At 70.4% G+C, this 22,923-nt stretch carries 18 protein-coding genes; 14 read left to right on the plus strand and 4 right to left on the minus strand.

What is annotated here, in order from left to right; translation table 11 throughout:
- The first annotated feature begins 7 nt into the window (after positions 1 to 7).
- Positions 8 to 2,914 (plus strand): vitamin B12-dependent ribonucleotide reductase, encoded by a 2,907-nt coding sequence (locus ABZ877_RS29595; protein WP_361077059.1) that lies wholly within the window; start codon positions 8 to 10, stop codon positions 2,912 to 2,914.
- 60 nt (positions 2,915 to 2,974) lie between these two features.
- On the opposite strand, the gene ABZ877_RS29600 is transcribed toward ABZ877_RS29595, so the two are convergent.
- Positions 2,975 to 3,514 (minus strand): TerD family protein, encoded by a 540-nt coding sequence (locus ABZ877_RS29600; protein WP_361077062.1) that lies wholly within the window; start codon positions 3,512 to 3,514, stop codon positions 2,975 to 2,977.
- 124 nt (positions 3,515 to 3,638) lie between these two features.
- Between ABZ877_RS29600 and ABZ877_RS29605 the strand changes: the two genes are divergently transcribed.
- From ABZ877_RS29605 to ABZ877_RS29620, 4 genes are all read left to right on the plus strand, one after another.
- Positions 3,639 to 4,460 carry an arylamine N-acetyltransferase gene (locus tag ABZ877_RS29605; protein ID WP_361077065.1) on the plus strand — a complete coding sequence of 274 codons (822 nt, stop codon included), beginning with the start codon at positions 3,639 to 3,641 and terminating at the stop codon, positions 4,458 to 4,460.
- A 34-nt stretch (positions 4,461 to 4,494) separates the two neighbouring features.
- The gene (locus ABZ877_RS29610) at positions 4,495 to 5,100 is read left to right on the plus strand and encodes a YdbC family protein (RefSeq protein ID WP_361077068.1); all 606 of its coding nucleotides are present in this window, start codon (positions 4,495 to 4,497) and stop codon (positions 5,098 to 5,100) included.
- A gap of 116 nt (positions 5,101 to 5,216) precedes the next feature.
- Positions 5,217 to 5,876, plus strand: coding sequence for a histidine phosphatase family protein (locus ABZ877_RS29615; protein WP_361077071.1), 660 nt, complete (start codon positions 5,217 to 5,219; stop codon positions 5,874 to 5,876).
- A 12-nt stretch (positions 5,877 to 5,888) separates the two neighbouring features.
- A complete protein-coding gene (locus tag ABZ877_RS29620; RefSeq protein ID WP_361077074.1) occupies positions 5,889 to 6,797 on the plus strand; it encodes an ADP-ribosylglycohydrolase family protein in 909 nt (302 codons plus the stop codon).
- A 77-nt stretch (positions 6,798 to 6,874) separates the two neighbouring features.
- Here ABZ877_RS29620 and ABZ877_RS29625 read toward each other — a convergent pair whose 3' ends face one another.
- Positions 6,875 to 8,431, minus strand: a complete 1,557-nt coding sequence (locus tag ABZ877_RS29625; RefSeq protein ID WP_361077077.1) for an MFS transporter — start codon at positions 8,429 to 8,431, stop codon at positions 6,875 to 6,877.
- 145 nt (positions 8,432 to 8,576) lie between these two features.
- Between ABZ877_RS29625 and ABZ877_RS29630 the strand changes: the two genes are divergently transcribed.
- The 3 genes from ABZ877_RS29630 (at position 8,577) to ABZ877_RS29640 (ending at position 10,640) form a co-directional block, all read left to right on the plus strand.
- Positions 8,577 to 9,203, plus strand: coding sequence for a TetR/AcrR family transcriptional regulator (locus tag ABZ877_RS29630; protein WP_361077190.1), 627 nt, complete (start codon positions 8,577 to 8,579; stop codon positions 9,201 to 9,203).
- 52 nt (positions 9,204 to 9,255) lie between these two features.
- Complete coding sequence (locus tag ABZ877_RS29635; RefSeq protein WP_361077079.1) at positions 9,256 to 9,957, plus strand: ribonuclease HII; 702 nt, start codon at positions 9,256 to 9,258, stop codon at positions 9,955 to 9,957.
- Positions 9,958 to 10,025: 68 nt separating this feature from the next.
- The gene (locus ABZ877_RS29640; RefSeq protein WP_361077082.1) at positions 10,026 to 10,640 is read left to right on the plus strand and encodes a hypothetical protein; all 615 of its coding nucleotides are present in this window, start codon (positions 10,026 to 10,028) and stop codon (positions 10,638 to 10,640) included.
- 81 nt (positions 10,641 to 10,721) lie between these two features.
- Here the strand turns inward: ABZ877_RS29640 and ABZ877_RS29645 are convergent, their stop codons facing one another.
- Both ABZ877_RS29645 and ABZ877_RS29650 read right to left on the minus strand, forming a co-directional pair.
- The gene (locus ABZ877_RS29645; protein ID WP_361077085.1) at positions 10,722 to 11,348 is read right to left on the minus strand and encodes a hypothetical protein; all 627 of its coding nucleotides are present in this window, start codon (positions 11,346 to 11,348) and stop codon (positions 10,722 to 10,724) included.
- A gap of 216 nt (positions 11,349 to 11,564) precedes the next feature.
- The gene (locus ABZ877_RS29650; protein ID WP_361077088.1) at positions 11,565 to 13,727 is read right to left on the minus strand and encodes a RecQ family ATP-dependent DNA helicase; all 2,163 of its coding nucleotides are present in this window, start codon (positions 13,725 to 13,727) and stop codon (positions 11,565 to 11,567) included.
- A 133-nt stretch (positions 13,728 to 13,860) separates the two neighbouring features.
- On the opposite strand from ABZ877_RS29650, the gene ABZ877_RS29655 reads away from it, so the two are divergent.
- From ABZ877_RS29655 to ABZ877_RS29680, 6 genes are all read left to right on the plus strand, one after another.
- The gene (locus ABZ877_RS29655; protein ID WP_361077090.1) at positions 13,861 to 15,261 is read left to right on the plus strand and encodes a DUF4192 domain-containing protein; all 1,401 of its coding nucleotides are present in this window, start codon (positions 13,861 to 13,863) and stop codon (positions 15,259 to 15,261) included.
- A 599-nt stretch (positions 15,262 to 15,860) separates the two neighbouring features.
- On the plus strand, positions 15,861 to 17,780 hold the full coding sequence (locus tag ABZ877_RS29660; RefSeq protein ID WP_361077193.1) for a glycogen debranching N-terminal domain-containing protein: 1,920 nt from the start codon (positions 15,861 to 15,863) through the stop codon (positions 17,778 to 17,780).
- A 97-nt stretch (positions 17,781 to 17,877) separates the two neighbouring features.
- Positions 17,878 to 18,648 carry an NUDIX domain-containing protein gene (locus ABZ877_RS29665; RefSeq protein ID WP_361077092.1) on the plus strand — a complete coding sequence of 257 codons (771 nt, stop codon included), beginning with the start codon at positions 17,878 to 17,880 and terminating at the stop codon, positions 18,646 to 18,648.
- A 391-nt stretch (positions 18,649 to 19,039) separates the two neighbouring features.
- Complete coding sequence (locus tag ABZ877_RS29670; RefSeq protein ID WP_361077095.1) at positions 19,040 to 19,924, plus strand: FadR/GntR family transcriptional regulator; 885 nt, start codon at positions 19,040 to 19,042, stop codon at positions 19,922 to 19,924.
- 392 nt (positions 19,925 to 20,316) lie between these two features.
- Complete coding sequence (locus ABZ877_RS29675; RefSeq protein ID WP_361077098.1) at positions 20,317 to 21,855, plus strand: RNA polymerase sigma factor; 1,539 nt, start codon at positions 20,317 to 20,319, stop codon at positions 21,853 to 21,855.
- A gap of 160 nt (positions 21,856 to 22,015) precedes the next feature.
- The gene (locus tag ABZ877_RS29680; RefSeq protein WP_361077101.1) at positions 22,016 to 22,846 is read left to right on the plus strand and encodes a serine protease; all 831 of its coding nucleotides are present in this window, start codon (positions 22,016 to 22,018) and stop codon (positions 22,844 to 22,846) included.
- The last annotated feature ends 77 nt before the right edge of the window (positions 22,847 to 22,923 follow it).

The following is a 22,923-nucleotide window of genomic DNA, read 5'->3' on the forward strand; positions in this document are numbered from 1 at the left end:
AGGCGGCATGACAGAGACGGCGAGCGGCCCGGCACGAGGTTCCCGTACGAAGGGTGCCAAGGCGAGCAAGGGTCTGCGTATCGAGCGCATCCACACCACCCCCGGCGTGCACCCGTACGACGAGGTGGAATGGGCCAGCCGAGACGTCGTCATGACCAATTGGCGCGACGGCTCGATCAACTTCGAGCAGCGTGGCGTCGAGTTCCCCGAGTTCTGGTCGGTGAACGCGGTCAACATCGTCACCAGCAAGTACTTCCGGGGCGCCGTCGGCACCCCGCAGCGCGAGGTGAGCCTCAAGCAGCTCATCGACCGCATCGTGAAGACGTATCGGAAGGCCGGCGAGGACTACAAGTACTTCTCTTCCCCCGCCGACGCCGAGATCTTCGAGCACGAGCTGGCGTACGCCCTCCTGCACCAGATCTTCAGCTTCAACTCGCCGGTGTGGTTCAACGTGGGCACGCCGCAGCCCCAGCAGGTCTCCGCCTGCTTCATCCTGTCCGTCGACGACTCCATGGAGTCGATCCTCGACTGGTACAAGGAAGAGGGCATGATCTTCAAGGGCGGCTCCGGTGCCGGCCTGAACCTCTCCCGCATCCGCTCCTCCAAGGAGCTGCTCTCCTCCGGCGGCAACGCCTCGGGCCCTGTCTCCTTCATGCGCGGTGCCGATGCCTCCGCGGGAACGATCAAGTCGGGTGGCGCCACGCGCCGCGCGGCCAAGATGGTCATCCTCGACGTCGACCACCCCGACATCGAGGACTTCATCGAGACCAAGGTGAAGGAAGAGGAGAAGATCCGCGCCCTGCGCGACGCGGGCTTCGACATGGACCTGGGCGGCGACGACATCACGTCCGTCCAGTACCAGAACGCCAACAATTCGGTCCGCGTGAACGACGCCTTCATGAAGGCGGTCGAGCAGGGCGGCAAGTTCGGCCTGACGTCCCGCATGACCGGTGAGGTCATCGAGGAGGTCGACGCCAAGTCGCTCTTCCGCAAGATGGCCGAGGCCGCCTGGGCCTGCGCCGACCCCGGCATCCAGTACGACGACACCATCAACCAGTGGCACACGTGCCCGGAGTCCGGCCGCATCAACGGCTCGAACCCGTGCAGCGAGTACATGCACCTGGACAACACGTCCTGCAACCTCGCCTCGCTGAACCTGATGAAGTTCCTCAAGGACGACGGCCTGGGCAACCAGTCCTTCGACGTCGAGCGCTTCTCCAAGGTCGTCGAGCTGGTCATCACCGCGATGGACATCTCGATCTGCTTCGCGGACTTCCCGACGCAGAAGATCGGCGAGAACACCCGCGCCTTCCGCCAGCTCGGCATCGGCTACGCGAACCTGGGCGCCCTGCTCATGGCGACCGGCCACGCCTACGACTCCGACGGTGGCCGTGCCCTCGCCGGCGCGATCACCTCGCTGATGACGGGTACGTCGTACAAGCGCTCGGCCGAGCTCGCCGCGGTCGTCGGCCCGTACGACGGCTACGCCAAGAACGCCACGCCGCACCAGCGCGTCATGAAGCAGCACGCCGACGCCAACACCGCGGCCGTCCGCATGGACGACCTGGACACCCCGATCTGGGCCGCCGCCACGGAGGCCTGGCAGGACGTGATCCGCCTCGGCGAGAAGAACGGTTTCCGTAACTCGCAGGCGTCCGTCATCGCCCCGACCGGCACCATCGGTCTCGCGATGTCCTGCGACACCACCGGTCTCGAGCCCGACCTCGCCCTGGTCAAGTTCAAGAAGCTGGTCGGCGGCGGCTCGATGCAGATCGTCAACGGCACCGTCCCGCAGGCCCTGCGCCGCCTGGGCTACCAGGAGGAGCAGATCGAGGCGATCGTCGCCCACATCGCCGAGCACGGCAATGTGATCGACGCCCCGGGTCTGAAGACCGCGCACTACGAGGTCTTCGACTGCGCCATGGGCGAGCGCTCCATCTCCGCGATGGGCCACGTCCGCATGATGGCCGCGATTCAGCCGTGGATCTCCGGCGCCCTCTCCAAGACCGTCAACCTGCCGGAGTCGGCGACGGTCGAGGACGTCGAGGAGGTCTACTTCGAGGCCTGGAAGATGGGCGTCAAGGCGCTCGCCATCTACCGCGACAACTGCAAGGTCGGCCAGCCGCTCTCCGCGAAGACCAAGGAGAAGGAGAAGGCCGAGGTCACGGAGAAGACCGAGGCGGAGATCCGCAAGGCGGTCGAGAAGGTCGTCGAGTACCGTCCGGTCCGCAAGCGCCTCCCCAAGGGCCGTCCCGGCATCACCACCTCCTTCACGGTCGGCGGCGCCGAGGGCTACATGACCGCCAATTCCTACCCGGACGACGGTCTCGGTGAGGTCTTCCTGAAGATGTCCAAGCAGGGCTCGACCCTCGCGGGCATGATGGACGCCTTCTCCATCGCCGTCTCGGTGGGTCTGCAGTACGGCGTGCCGCTGGAGACGTACGTCTCGAAGTTCACGAACATGCGCTTCGAGCCGGCCGGCATGACGGACGACCCGGACGTGCGGATGGCGCAGTCGATCGTCGACTACATCTTCCGCCGCCTGGCGCTCGACTTCCTGCCCTTCGAGACCCGCTCCGCGCTCGGCATCCACTCCGCCGAGGAGCGCCAGCGTCACCTGGAGACCGGCTCCTACGAGCCGTCCGAGGACGAGGTCGACGTCGAGGGCCTCGCGCAGTCGGCGCCCGTCCAGACGGCGCAGACCGAGTCCCTGAAGGCCGTCGAGACGCCGAAGGCCGAGGCCGCCGCCGTGCAGCCTGTCCCGCAGCAGGCGCACACCAGCGCCGAGCTCGTCGAGATGCAGCTCGGCATCCAGGCGGACGCCCCGCTCTGCTTCTCCTGCGGTACGAAGATGCAGCGGGCCGGCTCCTGCTACATCTGCGAGGGCTGCGGCTCCACCAGCGGCTGCAGCTGAGTGCCTGACCCGGAGGGGCGGCGGGACCATCGCGGTCCCGCCGCCCCTCCGGCGTATGCGCTACAGCTCCAGGGCGCCCATCGCGGCGGCGAACGTGGTGAGGTCACCGTCGAAGCCGCGTATCGCCTCGCGGAACGACCACTCGCCGTCAGCGCCCCGTGTGAACTCGCCGAGCGTGGCCGCCGAGCTGTCGGCCACCGCCGAGAGGTCGTGCTGCGACAGGTCGGTGTGGCCCTCGCGGACGCGCACGCCGGTGTTGGCCACGTCAGCGAAGACCAGGTGCCGCTCTGACTGCTCGTTCTGCTGGAGGACGACGCCCACCAGCACGCGCGTGTAAGCGGGCGAGAGCCGCTCCAGCTCCAGCATCATGATCTCGTCGAAACCGAAGCCCTGACCCGTCCTGCTGTCCCGGTCGAGGTGGATGGTCCCGTCGGGGGAGCGGCTGTCGAAGTGGACGAGGTAGGCGGGGCTGCCGTGCGGATCCTCCCTCGTGTACGTCCCGGCGACGAGGTCCAGGTCGTGCGGGGGCGAGCCCAACGGGCTGGGGTCCCACTTCAGGCCGACCTCGACCCGCTCGATCCCCTTGCGGAGACTGCTCACGAACTCCCCCTCTGTGACGCGATGTTGCTTGCTACGAACACGCTACGTCCTCCCACTGACAGAGCGTGGCCGGTGAGGGGTAAATCGGGTCGGTACGAGGGGCTGTCGCACCGATCATTGAGGCATGACCTGGAACGCGGAAGAACTCGACATCGACGCATACGTGGCGCGGATCGGCTTCGACGGGGATCTGAAGCAGGACGTGGAGACGCTGCGGGCCCTGCACCGTGCCCACGTGGCGGCGATCCCGTTCGAGAACCTGGAACTGATGCTGGGCAGGCCGGTGCCGCTCGACCTGTCCGCGGTGCAGGACAAGCTGGTGCACAGGCGGCGCGGCGGCTACTGCTATGAACACAACCTGCTGTTCGCCGCTGTCCTGGAGCACATCGGCTTCTCCGTCCGCGGCCTTGGCGCCCGCGTCCGCCTGAACACCACGTCCCTGCGCCCGGTGACCCACATGCTCACGCGCGTGCAGGTCGACGAGGACGCATGGCTCTGCGACGTCGGGTTCGGTGCGGCAGGGCTGCGGGAGCCCATACCTCTCCGTGACGGCGTGCAAGTGACGCAAGGTCCCTGGGAGTTCGGCATCGTCCGGGAGAGCGAGGACATCTGGGTGCTGCGCGGCAGGCGGCCCGATGACTGGCACGACGTGTACGCCTTCACCCTGGAGGAGCGTCACCCTGTCGACTACATGGTGCTGAACCACTACACGTCCAGCCATCCGCGGTCCACCTTCGTCAGACGCCCCGTGGTGCAGTACGGCACCGCGGACGCCCGCCGCATGCTGGCGGGCGAGGAGTTCGTCATCGCCTACGCGGACGGCCGACGCGTCGAACGGGCCGTGACGGCAACAGAGTTGCGTACGGTGCTCGACCAGGAGTTCGGCGTCGAACTGGGCGATGACGACCTCGCCGCATTGGTGCGCACGCACTACACCGGAGAGTGACCCCGCGTCACGCACCGCGCCGTACGATGGCGCGGTGCTGGTCAAGTGGATTCGCTGCGCTGTGGTGGACCGTCGGGGGTTCGAGCGGGGGCAGCGGAAATGGGCGGGGCTCCTCGGGGAGCCGGGGTTCCGGGGACAGGGCGGTGGCTGGAGCCGGAGAGAGCCCGATGTGGCGCATGTCTTCGGTTTCTGGGAGAGCCGTGCCTTCTACGACTCCTTCATGGCCCGCGCCCATGACCGGCTCGCCGCGAGCCAGACGGGCACCTACCGTGACATGCAGGCGAAGCTGTTCGACCACCTCTTCGACGTGAAGACGGGCTTCGAACCGCGCTTCACGGACTCCGATGTCGTCCGTGTCGCGCATTGCAAGGTGCGCGCCGAGCGGGCCGAGCACTTCACGCTGATGCAGCAGAGGATCTGGAACCCGGCGATGGCCGGCTCGCCGGGTATGGTCCGTGGTCTCTTCGGCAAGGCACCAGGCGACGAGTATCTGGTCCTGTCCATGTGGCTGTCGGCGGCCGAGCACGGGAAGTACCAGGTCCAGCGGGTGGAGCGATTGGCCGTGCGCGCCGAGACGGAGCTGGACATCGAGGCCGTCGACGGCGACATCGTGCGGCTCGAACCGACCTGGACGGTGTGAAGACGCGACCACGCGCGCGTGCCGCTCGGAGGAGACGCACTTAGAGACGCGTCACATCCGCCGGATGGAGCCCGTACGAGTGCTCGAAATCGGCCGAGCCGATCTAGTGTTTGGGCATGGCACGACCGCGGCGCATCGTTCTTGTCCGACACGGCGAATCCGAAGGCAATGCCGACGACACCGTGTACGAGCGTGAGCCCGACCATGCCCTGGCGCTCACCGAGGCCGGCTGGCAGCAGGCAGAGGAGACCGGTAAGGAGCTGCGGGAGCTGTTCGGACGCGAGCGGGTGAGCGTGTACGTCTCGCCGTACCGGCGCACCCACGAGACGTTCCAGGCGTTCCGGCTCGACCCCGACCTCGTCCGGGTGCGCGAGGAGCCCCGCCTCAGGGAGCAGGACTGGGGCAACTGGCAGGACCGTGACGACGTACGGCTCCAGAAGGCGTACCGCGACGCGTACGGGCACTTCTTCTACCGCTTCGCCCAGGGCGAGTCCGGGGCGGACGTGTACGACCGCGTGGGGGCGTTCTTGGAGAGCCTGTACCGCAGCTTCGAGCACCCGGACCACCCGCCGAACGTGCTGCTCGTGACGCACGGCCTGACGATGCGGCTGTTCTGCATGCGCTGGTTCCACTGGACGGTCGCGGAATTCGAGTCGCTGTCGAATCCTGGGAACGCGGAGATGCGGATGCTCGTTCTCGGGGAGAACGGAAAGTACGCGATGAACCGGCCCTTCGATCAGTGGTGCGACCCCCAGTCCTACGGGGCCACGGGATAGGGTGGCGCGCCGATGACCATTGACTCCTCTCCCGACGGGCGCTTGGACCGCGCCCTGTCCAGTCTGCGCGGGCTGTCCGTGGGCGACGCGCTGGGATCGCAGTTCTTCGGGCCGGTGAACTATCCGCTGCTCAAGCGCCGGGCGGTGCCGGACGGGCGCTGGCAGTGGACCGACGACACCGAGATGGCGTGCTCCGTGGTGGCTGTCCTGGCCGCGCACGGGCGGATCGACCAGGACGCCCTGGCCCGGTCGTTCGCCGAGCACCACGACTTCGACCGCGGGTACGGCCCCGCGGTGAACAGGCTGCTGCGGCAGGTCAGGGAGGGCGCCGACTGGCGGACGCTGGCCTCCGCGCTCTTCAACGGCCAGGGGTCGTGGGGCAACGGGGCGGCGATGCGGATCGCCCCGCTCGGCGCCTACTACGCCGACGACCCGGAGCAGGCCACGCACCAGGCCGAGATCTCGGCCTACCCCACGCACCAGCACCGGGAGGCCGTCGTCGGCGCGATGGCGGTGGCCGCCGCCGCGGCGCTCGTGGCCGACCCGGCCGGACCGCCGAGCCCGCAGGCGCTGCTCGACGGCGTGCTCGCGCTCGTGCCGCGCAGCGCGGTCGAGGCGGGCCTGCGCCGCGCCAAGGGCATGCTCGACTACGACGACCCGGCGACCGTGGCCGCGGTGCTCGGATGCGGTCGGCGTACCACGGCGCACGACACGGTGCCGTTCGCCCTGTGGTCGGCCGCGCGCGGACTCCAGGACTTCGAGCAGGCATTCTGGAGCACCGCCCAGGTGGGCGGCGACATGGACACCACGTGCGCGATCGTGGGCGGCATCGTCGCGTCCGGCCGGGGTGTCCAGCCGCCCGCCGAGTGGCTGGAGCGGACCGAGGCGCTGCCGGACTGGGCCCCGGCCGCCACGCTCTGACCCCGACGCGGACGGAGGCGTCGTGGGTGCCGGCCGGGCCTCACGGTCCGGTCGGCACCCACCACTCCGTACGGGCCTCAGCCCGCGGCGGGCCCCGCCGCGTTCGCGGTGCCGGAGAGCGCCGCCAGGTCGCTCTTGCGGACCCTGATCACCAGCAAGGCGACGACCAGGGCGAGGACGGCCATGGCCGCTGCCGGTATGAAGGCCGTCGAGATGCCGTGCGCGAGGACCTCGTGGCTCCAGGGCGCGGGCAGCTCGTGCGTCTTGGCGAACTCGGCCTTCTGCTCCGGCGAGGCGTGGGCCATGAAATCGGCCACCTGGTCCTTCGCCTCGTCACGGCTGGCCGTACCGAAGACGGTGGTCAGGATGGAGAGACCCAGCGAGCCACCCACCTGCTGCGTCGTGTTGAGCAGGCCGGAGGCGGCCCCCGCCTCGTGCGGTGCGACCCCGGAGACCGCGGTGAGCGTCACCGTGACGAAGTTCAGGCCCATGCCGAAGCCGAAGATCAGCATCGGCCCGAGGACCCCGTTCACATAGGAACTGTCCGGGCTGATGAACGTCTGCCAGACGAGCCCGACCACCACGAGCGCCGATCCGCCTGCTAGGAACGGCTTCGGCCCGAGTACCGGCAGGAACCGCTGCGACAGACCCGCGCCGACGGCGATCGCCGCCGTGACCGGCAGGAAGGCGAGACCGGCCTTGATCGGTGAGTAGCCCAGTACGTTCTGCACGAACAGGACGATGAAGAAGAACATGCCGAACATGGCCGCGGCGAGGCTCAGCATGATCACGTACGTCCCCGACCGGTTGCGGTCGGCGAACATCTTGAGGGGTGTGATCGGCTCCTTCGCCCGGCTCTCGATGGCCACGAACGACAGCAGCAGCACCACCGAGGCGCCGAACGACGCGAGCGTCAGGTTGTCCCGCCAGCCTTCCTCGGCGGCGCGTATGAACCCGTACACGAGGGAGGCCATGCCGAGCGTGGAGGTGAGGGCGCCGGCTATGTCGAAGCGCCCTGGGTGGCGCTCGGACTCACTGATGAACCTGGGTGTGAGGACCGCGATCAGGATGCCGATGGGCACGTTCACGAACAGCACCCAGCGCCAGTCCAGCCACTCCGTGAGCATGCCGCCGGCCAGCAGGCCGACGGCGCCGCCGCCCGCCGAGACCGCCGCGAAGACCCCGAAGGCGCGGTTCCGCTCGGGGCCCTCGGGGAACGTGGTCGTGATGAGGGCCAGTGACGTGGGTGACGCGATCGCGCCACCGACACCCTGGAGGGCGCGCGCCGCCAGCAACTGCCACGGCTCCTGCGCGAGCCCGCCCAGGAGGGAGGCGAAGGTGAACAGCAGGATGCCGGCCATGAAGACCCGGCGGCGGCCGAGGATGTCACCGGCGCGGCCACCGAGGAGCAGCATGCCGCCGAAGGTCAGCGTGTAGGCGCTGACGACCCAGGTGAGGTCGGTCGTAGAAAAGCTGAGGGCGTTCTGGATGTGCGGGAGCGCGATGTTCACAATCGTTGCGTCGAGGACCACCATGAGTTGGCAGGCGGCGATGACGGCGAGCGCGATGCCGGGGTGCCCCTCCCGGCGGGCCCCTCCCGGCTTCTGATCGTGCGTTAACTGAGAGGTTGACACTATGGATCCCCCACGAGCGATTTAGTGAACGAGCCCGTTCACTGTCGCGTCAACGGTAGTGACTCCCCTACAGTGAACGCAACCGTTCACTGAAATTGCTGCCGTGCGTCTCGTGCCGCTCGCCCTGCTCAACGGAGAGATGACGATGGTTACTTCGCGCTGGACGGCCGATTCCGCTCAGACGGCCGCCTCCATGCGCAGGCGTGGACCCGTGCTCGAACGGGCCATCCTGGACGCCGCGCTCGATCAGCTCAGTACGGTCGGCTGGAACGGCCTCACCATGGAGGGCGTGGCCGCGGGCGCGCAGACGGGCAAGGCGGCGGTGTACCGGCGCTGGCCCTCCAAGACGGACCTCGTCGTGGACGCCCTGCAGTCGGGGCTGCCCACGATGGACGACGCCCCGGATCGCGGGAGCGTGCGCGAGGACCTGCTGGAGCTGTGCCGCCAGATGCGGGCGGCCATGTACTCGCGCCCGGGTTTCGCGCTTCGCTCGGTGCTTCACGAATGTGACGCTCTTACCGCCGAACGGTTCCATGGCGTGATCGTCGAGGGCGTCGTAGAGCCGAGCGTCCAACTGATCAAAGAAGTGCTGAACCGCGGGATCGAGCGAGGTGAGGTGCGCCCCGACGCCGTGAGCGACGCGGTGTGCGATGTCATCCCGGCGCTGATGATGTACCGCTCCAAGGTGTGCGGCAGCGAATGGGAAGAGGGTGATCTGGTCGAGATGATCGACCAGGTCATGGTCCCCCTGCTCCGGCGCCACGGGGACTGAGGCCGACCGGGGTGTCGTGACGTGACACGGGCGGCGTACGCTGTATGCCGCCATGCCGTACGAACCACCCACCCACACCGTCGAGCGCTCGCTGCGCGCCCGCACCGGAGCCAAGATTGTCGCCGGTGTCGACGAGGTCGGCCGTGGCGCCTGGGCGGGCCCGGTCACGGTCTGCGCCGCGATCACGGGACTGCGGCGGCCACCGGAGGGGCTCACCGACTCCAAGCTGATCAGTCCCAAGCGCCGCGAGGAACTCGCGGAGGTGCTGGAGAGCTGGGTCACCGCGCACGCCCTCGGTCACGCCTCGCACGAGGAGATCGACGCCATGGGCATGACCGCGGCTCTGCGTCTCGCCGCCACCCGCGCCCTGGAGGCGCTGCCGGTGCGACCGGAAGCGGTGATACTCGACGGGAAGCACGACTACCTCGGTGCGCCCTGGCAGGTCCGTACGGTGATCAAGGGCGACCGTTCCTGCATCGCCGTCGCCGCGGCTTCGGTGATCGCCAAGGTCCGCCGCGACAAAATGATGGCCGAACTGGGCACCGACCATGCACACTTCGGGTTTGCGGCCAACGCCGGTTACCCGTCGCCGGTGCACCGTGCCGCGTTGGAGGAGTGGGGGCCCACCCCGCACCACCGGCTCACGTGGGCGTATCTTGATGCGCTGCCTCAGTGGCGGCACCTCAAGAAAGCCCGCAGTTGGGCGGAGGAAAGCGTTCCGGAAATCGAGGGCCAGCTCGGCTTCGACTTCTGACCATTCCTTTCGCACCGATGTGCCACCCGCTGGCGCGAACCGCACCCGCGTTTGATAGATATCAGCTCATGCCTCTCATTCCCGAGGAGCCTCAGATTCACGAGAGTGCCCAGGGTCCCCGCACCGCGCCGACCCCTCGCCCTGTACCCGGCCCGCGTCCCGCGGCGCCGCCGCGACCCGGCCGCCCGGGTCCCGCAAGGCCCACGCCGCCCGTGCAGCGCACCGCGCGCGAATCGGCGTCCGCCGTGAAGCCGGGGCCGAAGGCCCCCGCCACCCCGTCGACCTCGGCCGCCCAGCCGCAGATCCAGCTCATCCCGGCCTCGGCCGACGGTGCGCTGGACGCCGCGGAGGAAGCCGTCGACCTCCTGCTCGACACGGGCCGCGCGCCCGGCGACGTGCTGGTGATCACCACCGGCGACCCGCACCCGTGGGCCGCGCACGAGCTGTCGTTCGGCGAGGACGCCTACTGGGCGCAGCACGACGCGCGTGACGACGTCTTCTACGCCGATGCCTCCGCCCTCGGCCGTGCCGCTTCGCGCCCGGTGGTCGTCGTCGCCGTCAACGGCGGCACCGACGAAGCGACCACCAAGGCGCTGCCGCTCGCCCTCGGCAAGGCCGGCGCCCTGCTGATCGTGTGTGGCGACCCGCAGCGCGTCAATACGCTGCTGGGCGCCGGGGTCTGACGCGCCGCTTGCCGACTGCCCGTACCGCCCGGCGGTGTCCGGGGAGTCCGGCAGGCCGGCGCGTGTCCGCGCGGGCGGGCATCAGCGAGCCGCCGCGCGGCGGAGCGTCTCCGTCGCGGCACCACCGGTCCGCGGCGCCGGCTCCCCGTCGCCGCCGAGCAGGTCCGTCATGGAGCCCACGCTCGGGCGACGGCCGCCACGGCCCTCGCCGAGCACCTGCCAGCCGTCGCGCGTCATCGTGATGTACGCGCCACAGCGCAGACCGTGCAGGGTGCAGGCGTCCCGCAGCCCCCACATCCAGGCGCCGTCCTCCTGCGTCCACCGGGTGTCGCCGTCACGGCAGTACAACAGGACCGCCGTACGCACCGGGGTGCGACGGCGCAGGTCGTGCGGGATGATCCGGCGCAACTGGGCGAGCAGGGCGTTGCGGAACGCCCAGCCGTCCGTCGCGCTCTCACGGCGGGCGAACGAGGCGCTGGCGCTCAGCCGCTCCTCCGGATCGAGAACGGCCACCACGGCGGTCCGGGGCATCGGCCGATGCCGCGCGTGCAGGCCGCTGACGACATCACGCGGGTTGCGCAGCAGCGGAATCCCCGCGGCCGCCCACTCCGCGGGTTCGAGCAGCCTGGTGGGGCGGTCGGCGGCAGCGGCGCGCATCAAGGACGCGGACATCGATGCGCCCGAGGACGGAGCGAATCCGAAGGTCACGGTTCTCCCTTCGGCTACACGCCCGCAGACGGGCAAGGTCGGACTGGGGGAGCGCACCGCGGCACAGCCCTGCCGGGCCACGGGGGCCACGCGGGGAGCACTGCCAATTCTTCCCGTCGCGCAGGCGCACGGCAACGAGCAATTGCGGCCCGGTGCCGGTATCTGACGATGCGTCTTCAATGTTCTTTCCCATCGCCAGGGGCTCCGACGCATGGGTCAGCCCTGCACCGCGAGGACCAGCGGCAACACCCCCGTGGCGCCGGCCCGTCGGAGCAGCCGGGCGGCCATCGCCAGCGTCCAGCCCGTCTCGGTGTAGTCGTCGACGAGGAGCACCGGGCCACCCGCGCGCGTGACCGCCTCGGCCAGCTCGGGAGGCACCGTCAGGGTGCCGTCCAGGGCACGGAGACGCTGCGCGCTGTTGCTGCGCGGGATGGGGCCGGTGTCGCTGCCCGGGGCGTACTCGATGCGCCCCAGGACCGGCATGCGGCCCACCTGCGCGATGCCCGCTCCCAGTGACTCGATGAGCCGAGGCCGCGTATGGGACGCCACAGTGACCACGCCCACGGGGCGCGGCTGCGCGTCCGCGTCCGCGCTCGCCCATCCGCCCGGCCCCTTCGCCCAGTCAGCAAGGACCTCCACGACGGCCCGCGCGACATCGTCGGGCACCGGCCCGTCGGGGGACTGGGGAGCGAGCAGCGGGCGCAGCCTGTTGCCCCAGCCGATGTCCGAGAGACGGCCGAGCGCCCGCCCCGCGCTCGCCTGCTCGCCCGCCGGAATGCGCCCCTTGAGATCGATGCCGACGGCCGCGAGCCCGGTGGGCCACATCTTGCGGGGCTCCACCTCGACGCCCGGACGTCCGAGCTCCCCCCGGGCCGCGTCCAGCGCGTCCGGCGAGACGGAGGGATCGAAGCGGGCACCCGCGCAGTTGTCACAGCGCCCACAGGGCGCCGCCGCCTCGTCGTCCAACTGGCGCCGCAAGAACTCCATACGACAGTCCGTCGTCGTGACGTAGTCGCGCATGGCCTGCTGCTCGGCCTCCCGCTGCTTCGCGACCCAGGCATAGCGCTCGGTGTCGTAGGTCCACGGTTCGCCGGTGGCGATCCAGCCGCCCTTCACGCGGTGCACAGCGCCGTCCACGTCCAGGACCTTGAGCATGATCTCCAGACGGGAGCGCCGCAGCTCCACCAGCGGTTCGAGGGCCGGGAGCGAGAGCGGCCTGTCGGACTGCGCGAGCACATCCAAAGTGCGCCGCACCTGCTCCTCCGGCGGGAACGCGAGCGAAGCGAAGTAGCGCCAGATCGCCTCGTCCTCCTTGCCCGGCAGCAACAGCACTTCCGCGTGCTCGACACCGCGCCCCGCACGTCCCACCTGCTGGTAGTAGGCGATCGGGGAGGAGGGGGAGCCGAGGTGCACGACGAACCCGAGGTCCGGCTTGTCGAAGCCCATGCCGAGCGCGGAGGTGGCGACCAGCGCCTTCACGCGGTTGGCCAGGAGGTCCTCCTCGGCCTGCTGCCTCTCCGCGTTCTCCGTCTTGCCCGTGTACGAGGCCACGGTGTGCCCGCACTGACGCAGGTACGAGGTGACCTCCTCGGCGGCGGCGACCGTGAGCGTGTAGATGATCCCCGAGCCCGGCAGTTCGTCGAGGTGCCCGGCTAGCCAGGCCAGCCGGTGCGCGGCGTCCGGCAACCGCAGCACCCCCAGGCTCAGGCTCTCGCGGTCGAGCGGACCGCGCAGCACGAGAGCGTCCGAACCGCCACCGGTGCCGAGCTGGTCGGCCACGTCCGCCGTCACGCGCGCGTTGGCCGTCGCCGTCGTGGCCAGGACCGGGACGCCCTCGGGCAGCTCGGCCAGCATGGTGCGCAGGCGCCGGTAGTCGGGCCGGAAGTCGTGCCCCCAGTCCGAGATGCAGTGCGCCTCGTCCACGACCAGAAGGCCCGTGGCCGCCGCGAGCTGCGGCAGCACATTGTCCCGGAAGTCCGGGTTGTTCAACCGCTCGGGACTGACCAGCAGCACATCGACATCGCCGGCCGCGACCTCGGCCCGCACGGCGTCCCACTCCTCCACGTTCGACGAGTTGATCGTGCGGGCGCGGATGCCCGCCCGCGCCGCCGCCTCCACCTGGTTGCGCATCAGCGCGAGCAGCGGGGAGACGATCACGGTCGGACCACTGCCGCGCTCGCGCAGCAGCGCCGTCGCGACGAAGTACACCGCGGACTTGCCCCAGCCGGTGCGCTGCACGACGAGGGCGCGTCTGTGCTCCGCGACCAGGGCCTCGATCGCACGCCACTGGTCCTCGCGCAGGCGGGCCGTCCCACTCGGGTCGGAGACCAGGCGCGCGAGTACGGCATCGGCCGCCGTCCGCAGATCTTCGTTGCTCATGCCCCCATGCAACCCGATGGGACTGACATCGCGCGAATGACGGCGTCGGCCTGTGGACAACTCCTGTCGTGTCCCTGATCGAGGTTATCCACAGCTCAGAACGCGTCGGAGCGATCCGCGGCATGGTCGTCCCATGACGAATCACCAACAGGCCGCCGGTGTGACCGGCGGAGCGAGGGTCATCCTGCGCACGGCCGGCGAACTGGCCGAGGCGCTCCCGTACTTGCTCGGGTTCCGCCCCGACGACAGCGTCGTCCTCGTCGCCCTCCACAAGGGACGGTTCGGCGGCCGGGTGCGCCTCGGAATCCCCGAGCGCCCCGAGGACTGGCCATCGGTCGCCGAACAGATGGCGCACTGCCTGATCGGCGAGTGCGAGCGCCGGGACGGCAGGCCGGACAGCGTCGTCGCCTTCCTCTGCCAGGACGCGGCGGCCACGGGGACGGACACCGCACAGGGCGTCATGGAGCGGCTGCGCCCCTTCGCCCAGCTCCTGCGCACCGCGTGCGGCGGCTTGGACGTGCCCGTCACGGAAGCGCTGTGCCTCGCGAACGGCCGGTACTGGTCCTACTGCTGCCCACGCCCCGGGTGCTGCCCGCCCGAGGGCACCCCGATCAACACGGGCGGCACGTCCGTGATGGCGGCGACGGCGGCGTACGCCGGCATCCACGTACGTGGATCGGTGGAGGAAGTGCGGGCACGCCTCGCCCCGCTCCGGACAGCGCTCGTCGCCGAACAGACACAGGCGCTGGACGCCGCCGCGATGGAGCTCGTGCCGAGGATCTTCGCCGGTGTCTCCCGCGAGGAGGTGGAGACGGAGACCCTCGACCTCGCCCGCCGCGTCATGCGCCGCCTCTCGGAGGCGCCTCCTGAGGAGGCGGACCTGGAGGCCGATCTCAGGGACGACGAACTGCTGGCCCACGACGAGGCCGCCACCTTGATCCTCGGACTCCAGGACCGGGAGACCAGGGACCGCGCGGCCGAATGGATGGAAGGCGCGGAAGCACACTCCGCGCTCCGGCTGTGGAGGGCCCTGGCGCGCCGCTGCGTCGGCCCCTACGGAGAGCACGCCGCCGCGCCCCTGTCCCTCGCGGGCTGGATCGCCTGGTCCCTCGGCGACACCGTGGAGGCGGACCAGGCGTTGGAGATGGCCCTTACCGTGGACCCGCGCTACATCTTCGCCCGGCTGCTCAACGCGGCGATGGCCGACGGCATCGACCCGGAACCCGTACGGCGGTCGCTGCGCGGGCAGAGGGTGAACCGGGAGCAGAGCGTCGACCCTGCCCTGGACGCGCAGGACCCGCAGCCCGCGGCAGGTGAGGACGACATCGACAAGGACGCGGCGGCGGCGCTCCCAGGGGCGGCCGTGGAGCCGGGAATGTCGCGGGCGGCCCGTGGTCTGGAAGCCGCTCTACGGCGACGCGGTGAACGCCGCCCACGCGCGGGAAGCCGCTCCGCATGGCCCGGGGCCCGGGCACCGCGCCGGCCGTCCGGCAACCGCCGCGTCAACAGGCCGCGCACCCGGGACGACGGATGAGCAGCGCCACAGCGCTGGTCCGTGGTCCCGAAGGCGGGTGGTTCGCCCGGCTGCGGCGTTACTTGCGACGGCGCGGGCCCGTTCATCCGGATGTCGGTAACGATGGCCAGGCCCCGTCGGTGCCTCCAGCTTTCCGACAGGACGCCGGCGCCGCCGACGGCCGCGCGACGAGGGAGGCGACCCATGAGGGAGTTGCATCGGAGACCGGTCGTGGGCAGAGCGGATCCTTGTCGACGGGGTGGGTCGGACGCCCCGGCGCATTTGTTCCCGGTGGCCTGCGAGCGCCGACGAGTGACGAGGCGAGCCGGTGCGGGACGGGCCGTACAGGCAGGACGGATCGCATCCCGCGGCGACGAAGCCCACAGCCCAGTCCTCCGACACTCGTCCCCGCAGGGGGAGAGGCGGAGTCCGGCCACGCGAAACGCACACACCGCCTTCCCGTCAGGCGGGCGGTCGGCATGACGGCGGACATCTCCCGGCAGCCGACGGCGGAGCCGCCCCGGGCGGCACAGGCCACGCCGAGACCAGCCGTGACCCCGAGGTTCGCCTCCGACCTTCCTCCTGCCCACCAGGCACTGATCTGCGTGGCCTTGCCGGCGATGGTGATCTCCGGCGAGTCCGGGCAACTCACCGGCCGAGGGCTTGAGGGCTTCTACCGAAATGGGCGGCGACTGTTGTCACGGTGCCGGGTGCGGGTGGCGGGCCGGGAACCGATCGACGTGCAGGCCCGCATGGTCACGGCCGACCGCGCCCGCTTCGTCGGGGCCGTGCGTGCGGCGCCGGACGCGGGGCCCGACCCGGACGTGGTAGTGGAACGGATCCGGCATGCCGACGGCACAGAACGCATTACGCTGCGCAGTTCGGCCCCGAGGCCCCTGCGGCTCCCCCTGGAGGTGGCGCTCGGTACGGACCTGGCCGACCTGGGCGCGGTGGCCGCCGGGAACCCAGGCCGTGAGGTCCCCGCCACGGTCCACGATGCGGGGATGCGATGGTCCGGCCCCGCAGGCCACACCGTGGTGGTCGGGGCCCAACCGCCGCCCATGGACGCGTTGGCCTCGGCGGGGTTGCTGCGCTGGGAGCTCGAACTTCCCCCGGGTGGTTCGCAGACGGTCGAGCTGCACGTGCGCGCGGACAGCAAGGAAGCGAGCAAGAGCCCGGGACGCAACACAGTGCGCCCCTTCGCCGTGGCCAAGGCGCATGGGGACGACTCGCGCGTGGGACCGCTGCTGCGCACCTGCATCGACGACTTGCAGTCACTTCTGGTGCGAGACCCCGCGCAGCCGTCGGACGTGTACCTGGCCGCGGGCGCGCCCTGGCGTTGTGGCATGGCACCGGCCGAGGCGCTGGCCGCCGCCAGGATGGTGCTGCCGCTCGGCACGCGTCTCGCGGGCAGCACCCTGCGTGCGGTCGCCCGGACGCAACTGAACCGACAGGGGCGGGAGTTCGGGCACATCCCAGGGCCGCTGCGGCACATGGGCGCGGGCCTGCCTCCGAGCTGCACCGGCATCGAGGCCACTCTCCACTTTCCGGTGCTGCTCGCGGAGGCACGCCGCTGGGGTCTTCCCGAGCAGGAAGTGACCAGGCTGCTCCCGGCGGCGGAGCGGTGCCTGCGCTGGCTGCGGCGCGCGACCGATGAGGGCACGTACCTGCCCGATCCCGCGCCGGGGGCGCCCCTGCGCTGCGAGACGCAGGCCCACGCCCACCGCGCCGCCGTCCTCGGCGCCGAGCTGCTCGAGGCGTACGGCAGACCGGGAGGCGCGGAGCTGCGGCAATGGTCGAGCGAACTGCGGCTCCGGTTCCGACAGGACTTCTGGGTCGACGACCGAACCGGCGGCAGACCCGCGGCCGCGCGCATGGCGGACGGCCGTCCGATCACTCACCTGGGCAGCGGTTCCGCTTCTCTCCTGGACACCGGGTTGCTCGGAGCGGGCGCCTACGCCCCGGGTCTGCTCGACAAGGTGCAGACGGAGCAGCTCGCGCGCCTACTCGGCGGCCCCGACCTGGACTCGGGCTGGGGGCTGCGCACGCTCGGCGCGAAGGAGGACACGTACAACCCATTCGGTCATCGAGCGGGAGCCGTGCGGTTGCAGGAGACCGCGATCGCGGCGGCGGGTCTGGCCGCCGCCGGGTACGAGAAGAAGGCGTCCTCCCTGCTCGTCGGGGTCCTGGCCGCCGCCGAGACGCTCGGGTACCGGCTGCCGGACATGTACGCGGGGGAGCAGCGGACGGAAGGCGGCGCCCCACTGCCGCACCCGGCCGCCTGCAGACCCGCCGCTGTCGCCGCGGCGGCCGGGGTACACCTTCTGGCCACGCTCGCGGGTGTCCGCCCGGACGCGCCCGCCGGGACGGTGACGCTGGTCCCGATGAGCAACGCGCCGCTCGGCGAGATCGACCTGACGGGGCTCCGCGTGGCCGGCCACGCCTTTTCCGTACGGGTCAGTCGGCTCGGCCTCGCGATGGTCGAGGAGGCGGCGGACGTTCTGCAGTTGGGCGTACGAGCGGGCGCGCCCACGCCGTGAGGAGGGCTGACCTGACCCGGCCATTGCGCGGTCGTGAAGCGCGAAAGCAGGGAGTGAAGGGAGTGTTTATCGTCAGGCAGACGACTATGATCGTCGCATGTCGCCCTACGACCCGTCGGCCTTTCCGCCCTTCGCTGTCACCGTCGACCTGGTCGTGCTCACGGTGCGCCGACATGCGCTGTGCGCGCTGGTGGTGCGCCGCGGGGAGCCACCGTTTCAGGGCCGATGGGCACTGCCCGGAGGGTTCGTACGGGACGACGAGGACCTGACCGAGGCGGCCGCGCGCGAGCTGGCCGAGGAGACGGGACTGTGCGCTCATGACGCGACCGCGCCCGCCCAGGACAACGGGGCGCACCTGGAACAACTAGGGACCTACGGCGACCCGAAGCGCGACCCCCGGATGCGTGTCGTGAGCGTCGCCCACCTCGCCCTTGCGCCCGACCTGCCCGCGCCGCGTGCGGGCGGCGACGCGCACAGCGCCCGTTGGGCCCCGGTGGAGGCGCTGCTCGACCAGGACGGGTACGAGCGCGACGCCCGGGACAGTGAGCTGGCCGCACCCCTCGCTTTCGACCACACGCAGATCCTGTCGGACGGCGTCGAACGGGCCCGATCGAAGATCGAGTACTCCTCGCTCGCCACGGCGTTCTGCCCGCCGGAGTTCACGGTCGGAGAGCTGCGCCGCGTCTACGAGGCGGTCTGGGGCGTCGCCCTGGACCCGCGCAACTTTCACCGCAAGGTGACGGGGACCCCCGGGTTCCTCGTGCCGACCGGGGGCACCACCACGCGCCAGGGCGGCAGGCCCGCTCAGCTCTTCCGCGCGGGCGGCGCCACGCTGCTCAACCCACCGATGCTGCGCCCGGAAGTCTGACCGAAGCGCTACGGACTCCCTCGACCCGCAAGAACTTTCTGTTGGTCGCACGCGAGTTGGGGCGGGCTCGTCGTGCCACTCGTACAGGAAGCCTGAGAAGGTCCCTCTGTGCGAACGGCCACTGGGCGACAAGGGGCAAGACGTCGCCGCGGCTGTGCCGCTGGGCACTCAACCCGGCGGCAGCGCAAGGACGTTGTCGCTCGCTGCCTGTCCGCTCACGTGGCTGTGACCCAGCTGGACGCCTTCGATCCCTCCGCTGCACACAACTCCCCCTGTTTCGCCCACTTCTTTCCGATAAGGCGTCAATTGCAGCGAGGGGGGAGATCACCCTTTCGTGTGCTTTTCACCAAAGACCTCAAGGGAGTTGGGGCCAGAGCCGACAACTCATTCCGTGAGTACCCTTGCGCACACCATGATGACCGCCGCCCGCTCCGCCGACTCAGGCCTCGTCGGACCGGGTGAACTCGACCGCTACCCCTACACGGGATCGAGCACCGACCGCGTCGGCGCCCCCGTCTGGGACGGCCCGGACCAGGATCTCGGCCGCGTGGGCCGACGCGCCGCGGGCAGTCGGGGCCGCGGCCTGCATGGCCAACTCGTCCAGCAGTTGGGGCAGATGATCGTCTCCGGCGACCTCGGAGCGGACCGGCCGCTCGTGCCGGAGGAGATCGGCCAGCGCTTCGAGGTGTCCCGCACCGTCGTCCGCGAGTCCCTGCGCGTCCTGGAGGCCAAGGGCCTGGTCAGCGCCCGGCCGAACGTCGGCACGCGCGTGCGCCCCGTCAGCGACTGGAACCTCCTCGACCCCGACATCATCGAGTGGCGTGCCTTCGGGCCGCAGCGCGACGACCAGCGCCGCGAGCTGAGCGAGATGCGCTGGACGATCGAGCCGCTCGCCGCGCGCCTCGCCGCCGGGCACGGCCGTGAGGACGTGCAGGCGCGTCTCGGCGACATGGTCGAGATCATGGGGCACGCGCTCGGCCAGGGGGATTCGATCACGTTCTCCCGCGCCGACGCGGAGTTCCACTCCCTGCTGATCCAGCTCGCCGGCAACCGCATGCTGGAGCACCTCGCCGGCATCGTCTCCGCCGCTCTCCAGGTCTCCGGCGGGCCCGTCACCGGCTGTGACCGCCCGAACGAGGCGGCCGTCACGCACCATGCGCGGATCGCCGACGCGCTCGCCACGGGCGACGGGTCCGGCGCCGAGGCGGCCATGCGGCAGCTCCTGATGGTCCACCCCGACGTCGAGCGCGTCGTGCCCGCGCCGCGTGAGCACTGACCGGCCCGGCCCCCGTAGCGGAGCGAGGAGTACGAACCTGGTGTCGCCGGACGGCGCCCGCTGTGCGCCACGCGCGCGTGGAGGGCGCCGTCCGGCGGATCGGCCGTGTGGGTGCGTCACGCATAGCCTGACCTGATCTGTCCAAATCCGTAGGTTTTTGACCGTTTCCGGGATGTGACTCGGGCCACGCAGATTGGGCGTAACGCTCCACGGAGCAACGCGATGACCTAAGAGGTGACAGCCGAGGAGGGAATACAGCAGCCGTGCGAGGCGCTGTCCATCTCCCCGGCGCCCGCCCGCGCCGTCGGCCCATCCCCAAGTCGTCGGTCGTCGGCTCCGGTCCACACAGGACGGGGCCGGAAGCCGTTTTCCAACGTTCCGAGAGGTTGTTCGTGTCGGCCAGCACATCCCGTACGCTCCCGCCGGAGATCGCCGAGTCCGTCTCTGTCATGGCGCTCATTGAGCGGGGAAAGGCTGATGGCCAGATCGCAGGCGATGACGTGCGCCGTGCGTTCGAAGCCGACCAGATTCCGGCCACTCAGTGGAAGAACGTTCTGCGCAGCCTCAACCAGATCCTCGAGGAAGAGGGTGTGACGCTGATGGTCAGTGCCGCTGAGCCCAAGCGTCCCCGAAAGAGCGTCGCAGCCAAGAGTCCGGTCAAGCGCACCGCCACCAAGACCGTCGCGGCCAAGACGGTCACCCCGAAGAAGGTCGCCGCCACGACCGCTCCCGAGCCGACGGCCCCCGAGGCCGGCGCCGAGGAAGCCGAGACGGTCAAGAAGACGGCCGCCAAGAAGACGGTCGCCAAGAAGGCCACCGCGAAGAAGGCCGTCGCCAAGAAGGCCACCGCCAAGAAGACGGCCGCCAAGAAGGACGACGAGCTCCTCGAGGACGAGGCCGCCGAGGAGACCGCGGGCACGGCCAAGGCCGGCGAGGGCGAGCCCGCCGAGGAGGGCCAGGGCTTCGTCCTGTCCGACGACGACGAGGACGACGCGCCCGCCCAGCAGGTCGCGGCCGCCGGTGCCACCGCCGACCCGGTCAAGGACTACCTCAAGCAGATCGGCAAGGTCCCGCTGCTCAACGCCGAGCAGGAGGTCGAGCTCGCCAAGCGCATCGAGGCCGGTCTGTTCGCCGAGGACAAGCTGGCCAACGCCGACAAGCTCGCCCCCAAGCTCAAGCGCGAGCTGGAGATCATCGCCGAGGACGGCCGCCGCGCCAAGAACCACCTCCTGGAGGCCAACCTCCGCCTGGTGGTCTCCCTGGCCAAGCGCTACACCGGCCGCGGCATGCTCTTCCTGGACCTCATCCAGGAGGGCAACCTCGGTCTGATCCGCGCGGTCGAGAAGTTCGACTACACCAAGGGCTACAAGTTCTCCACGTACGCCACGTGGTGGATCCGCCAGGCGATCACGCGCGCGATGGCCGACCAGGCCCGCACCATCCGCATCCCGGTGCACATGGTCGAGGTCATCAACAAGCTCGCGCGCGTGCAGCGCCAGATGCTCCAGGACCTGGGCCGCGAGCCCACCCCGGAGGAGCTGGCCAAGGAGCTCGACATGACCCCCGAGAAGGTCATCGAGGTCCAGAAGTACGGCCGCGAGCCCATCTCCCTGCACACCCCGCTGGGCGAGGACGGCGACAGCGAGTTCGGTGACCTCATCGAGGACTCCGAGGCCGTGGTCCCGGCCGACGCCGTCAGCTTCACGCTCCTCCAGGAGCAGCTCCACTCCGTGCTCGACACGCTCTCCGAGCGTGAGGCGGGCGTCGTCTCCATGCGCTTCGGTCTCACCGACGGCCAGCCGAAGACCCTCGACGAGATCGGCAAGGTCTACGGCGTCACGCGTGAGCGCATCCGCCAGATCGAGTCCAAGACGATGTCGAAGCTGCGCCACCCGTCGCGCTCGCAGGTCCTGCGCGACTACCTGGACTAGTCGACGCCGCTGTACGGCTGCTGAGAGGCCCGGCACACCCCCGCTCGTGGGATGTGCCGGGCCTCTCGCGTACGCGCCTCAGGATGGATCCTCGCGGTGCGGCGTGCGCACGCGTCGATCACTCTAGGTGTTTCATAACAACCTAGAGTGAGGAGATTGTATGCGTCGTCCATTCACCAGAGCGCTGACCGTGCCGCTGACCGTGCTGGTCGCGGCGGCCGTGCTGCCCCTGGCGTCGTCGGCCTCCGCGGTCGCCGACGAAGTGATCATCGGCGGTAGTCCCGTCAAGACGTCCGACTACCCGTGGGTGGTCGCACTCTCCAGTCGTGACCGGTTCGGCGGAGCGCGCTCGGGCCAGTTCTGCGGAGGCGTGGTCGTCGGCCGCTCCACCGTCGTCACCGCGGCACACTGCCTGAGCGAGGAAGTGCTCGGAGTGCCGCGCGCCAGGGTCAGCGACCTCAAGGTGATCGCGGGCCGGACCGACCTGCGTACGTCGGAAGGGACCGAGATTCCGCTGAGCAGCGAGTACGTCAATCCGGCGTACGACTCCCGTACCAACTCCGGCGATGTGGCGGTGCTCACCCTGTCCAAGGCGCTGCCCGCGGGGGACGTGCTCCCGATGGCGGCGGAGGGCGACCCGGCCTACACGGCGGGGACGGACGCGAGTGTCTACGGGTGGGGCGACACGACCGGCGCGGGCGCCTACTCGGACACGCTGCGTGCCGCCCAGCTCAAGGTGCTGAGCGATGACGCCTGCGCCAAGGCGTACCCCGGCGGCTCGGACGGGAAGTACGTGCCGAAGACGATGCTGTGCGCGGGGGAGCCGCAAGGCGGCAAGGACGCCTGTCAGGGCGACAGTGGCGGCCCGCTGGTCGCCAAGGGCAAGCTCGTCGGCCTGGTCTCCTGGGGGAGCGGCTGCGGGCGCCCCAACAGCCCTGGCGTCTACACGCGCGTCTCGGACGTGGTGAAGGTGATGCAGCAGCACGGCTGATACGGATACGAGGACGGGCGGCCTCCCCGGGTGGGGGAGGCCGCCCGATCACCGGCCTGATGCCGGAGCTGGCTCGT

Source organism: Streptomyces sp. NPDC046939 (assembly GCF_040644575.1).
Classification (GTDB): domain Bacteria; phylum Actinomycetota; class Actinomycetes; order Streptomycetales; family Streptomycetaceae; genus Streptomyces.

What these genes read in the sequence shown, in the direction of transcription:
- ABZ877_RS29595 (WP_361077059.1), top strand. Translation starts at nt 8, where the DNA reads ATGACAGAGACGGCGAGCGGCCCGGCACGAGGTTCCCGTACGAAGGGT.
- ABZ877_RS29605 (WP_361077065.1), top strand. Translation starts at nt 3,639, where the DNA reads ATGACCTGGAACGCGGAAGAACTCGACATCGACGCATACGTGGCGCGG.
- ABZ877_RS29615 (WP_361077071.1), top strand. Translation starts at nt 5,217, where the DNA reads ATGGCACGACCGCGGCGCATCGTTCTTGTCCGACACGGCGAATCCGAA.
- ABZ877_RS29620 (WP_361077074.1), top strand. Translation starts at nt 5,889, where the DNA reads ATGACCATTGACTCCTCTCCCGACGGGCGCTTGGACCGCGCCCTGTCC.
- ABZ877_RS29630 (WP_361077190.1), top strand. Translation starts at nt 8,577, where the DNA reads ATGGTTACTTCGCGCTGGACGGCCGATTCCGCTCAGACGGCCGCCTCC.
- ABZ877_RS29635 (WP_361077079.1), top strand. Translation starts at nt 9,256, where the DNA reads ATGCCGTACGAACCACCCACCCACACCGTCGAGCGCTCGCTGCGCGCC.
- ABZ877_RS29640 (WP_361077082.1), top strand. Translation starts at nt 10,026, where the DNA reads ATGCCTCTCATTCCCGAGGAGCCTCAGATTCACGAGAGTGCCCAGGGT.
- ABZ877_RS29650 (WP_361077088.1), bottom strand. Translation starts at nt 13,727, where the DNA reads ATGAGCAACGAAGATCTGCGGACGGCGGCCGATGCCGTACTCGCGCGC.
- ABZ877_RS29655 (WP_361077090.1), top strand. Translation starts at nt 13,861, where the DNA reads ATGACGAATCACCAACAGGCCGCCGGTGTGACCGGCGGAGCGAGGGTC.
- ABZ877_RS29660 (WP_361077193.1), top strand. Translation starts at nt 15,861, where the DNA reads ATGGTGATCTCCGGCGAGTCCGGGCAACTCACCGGCCGAGGGCTTGAG.
- ABZ877_RS29665 (WP_361077092.1), top strand. Translation starts at nt 17,878, where the DNA reads ATGTCGCCCTACGACCCGTCGGCCTTTCCGCCCTTCGCTGTCACCGTC.
- ABZ877_RS29680 (WP_361077101.1), top strand. Translation starts at nt 22,016, where the DNA reads ATGCGTCGTCCATTCACCAGAGCGCTGACCGTGCCGCTGACCGTGCTG.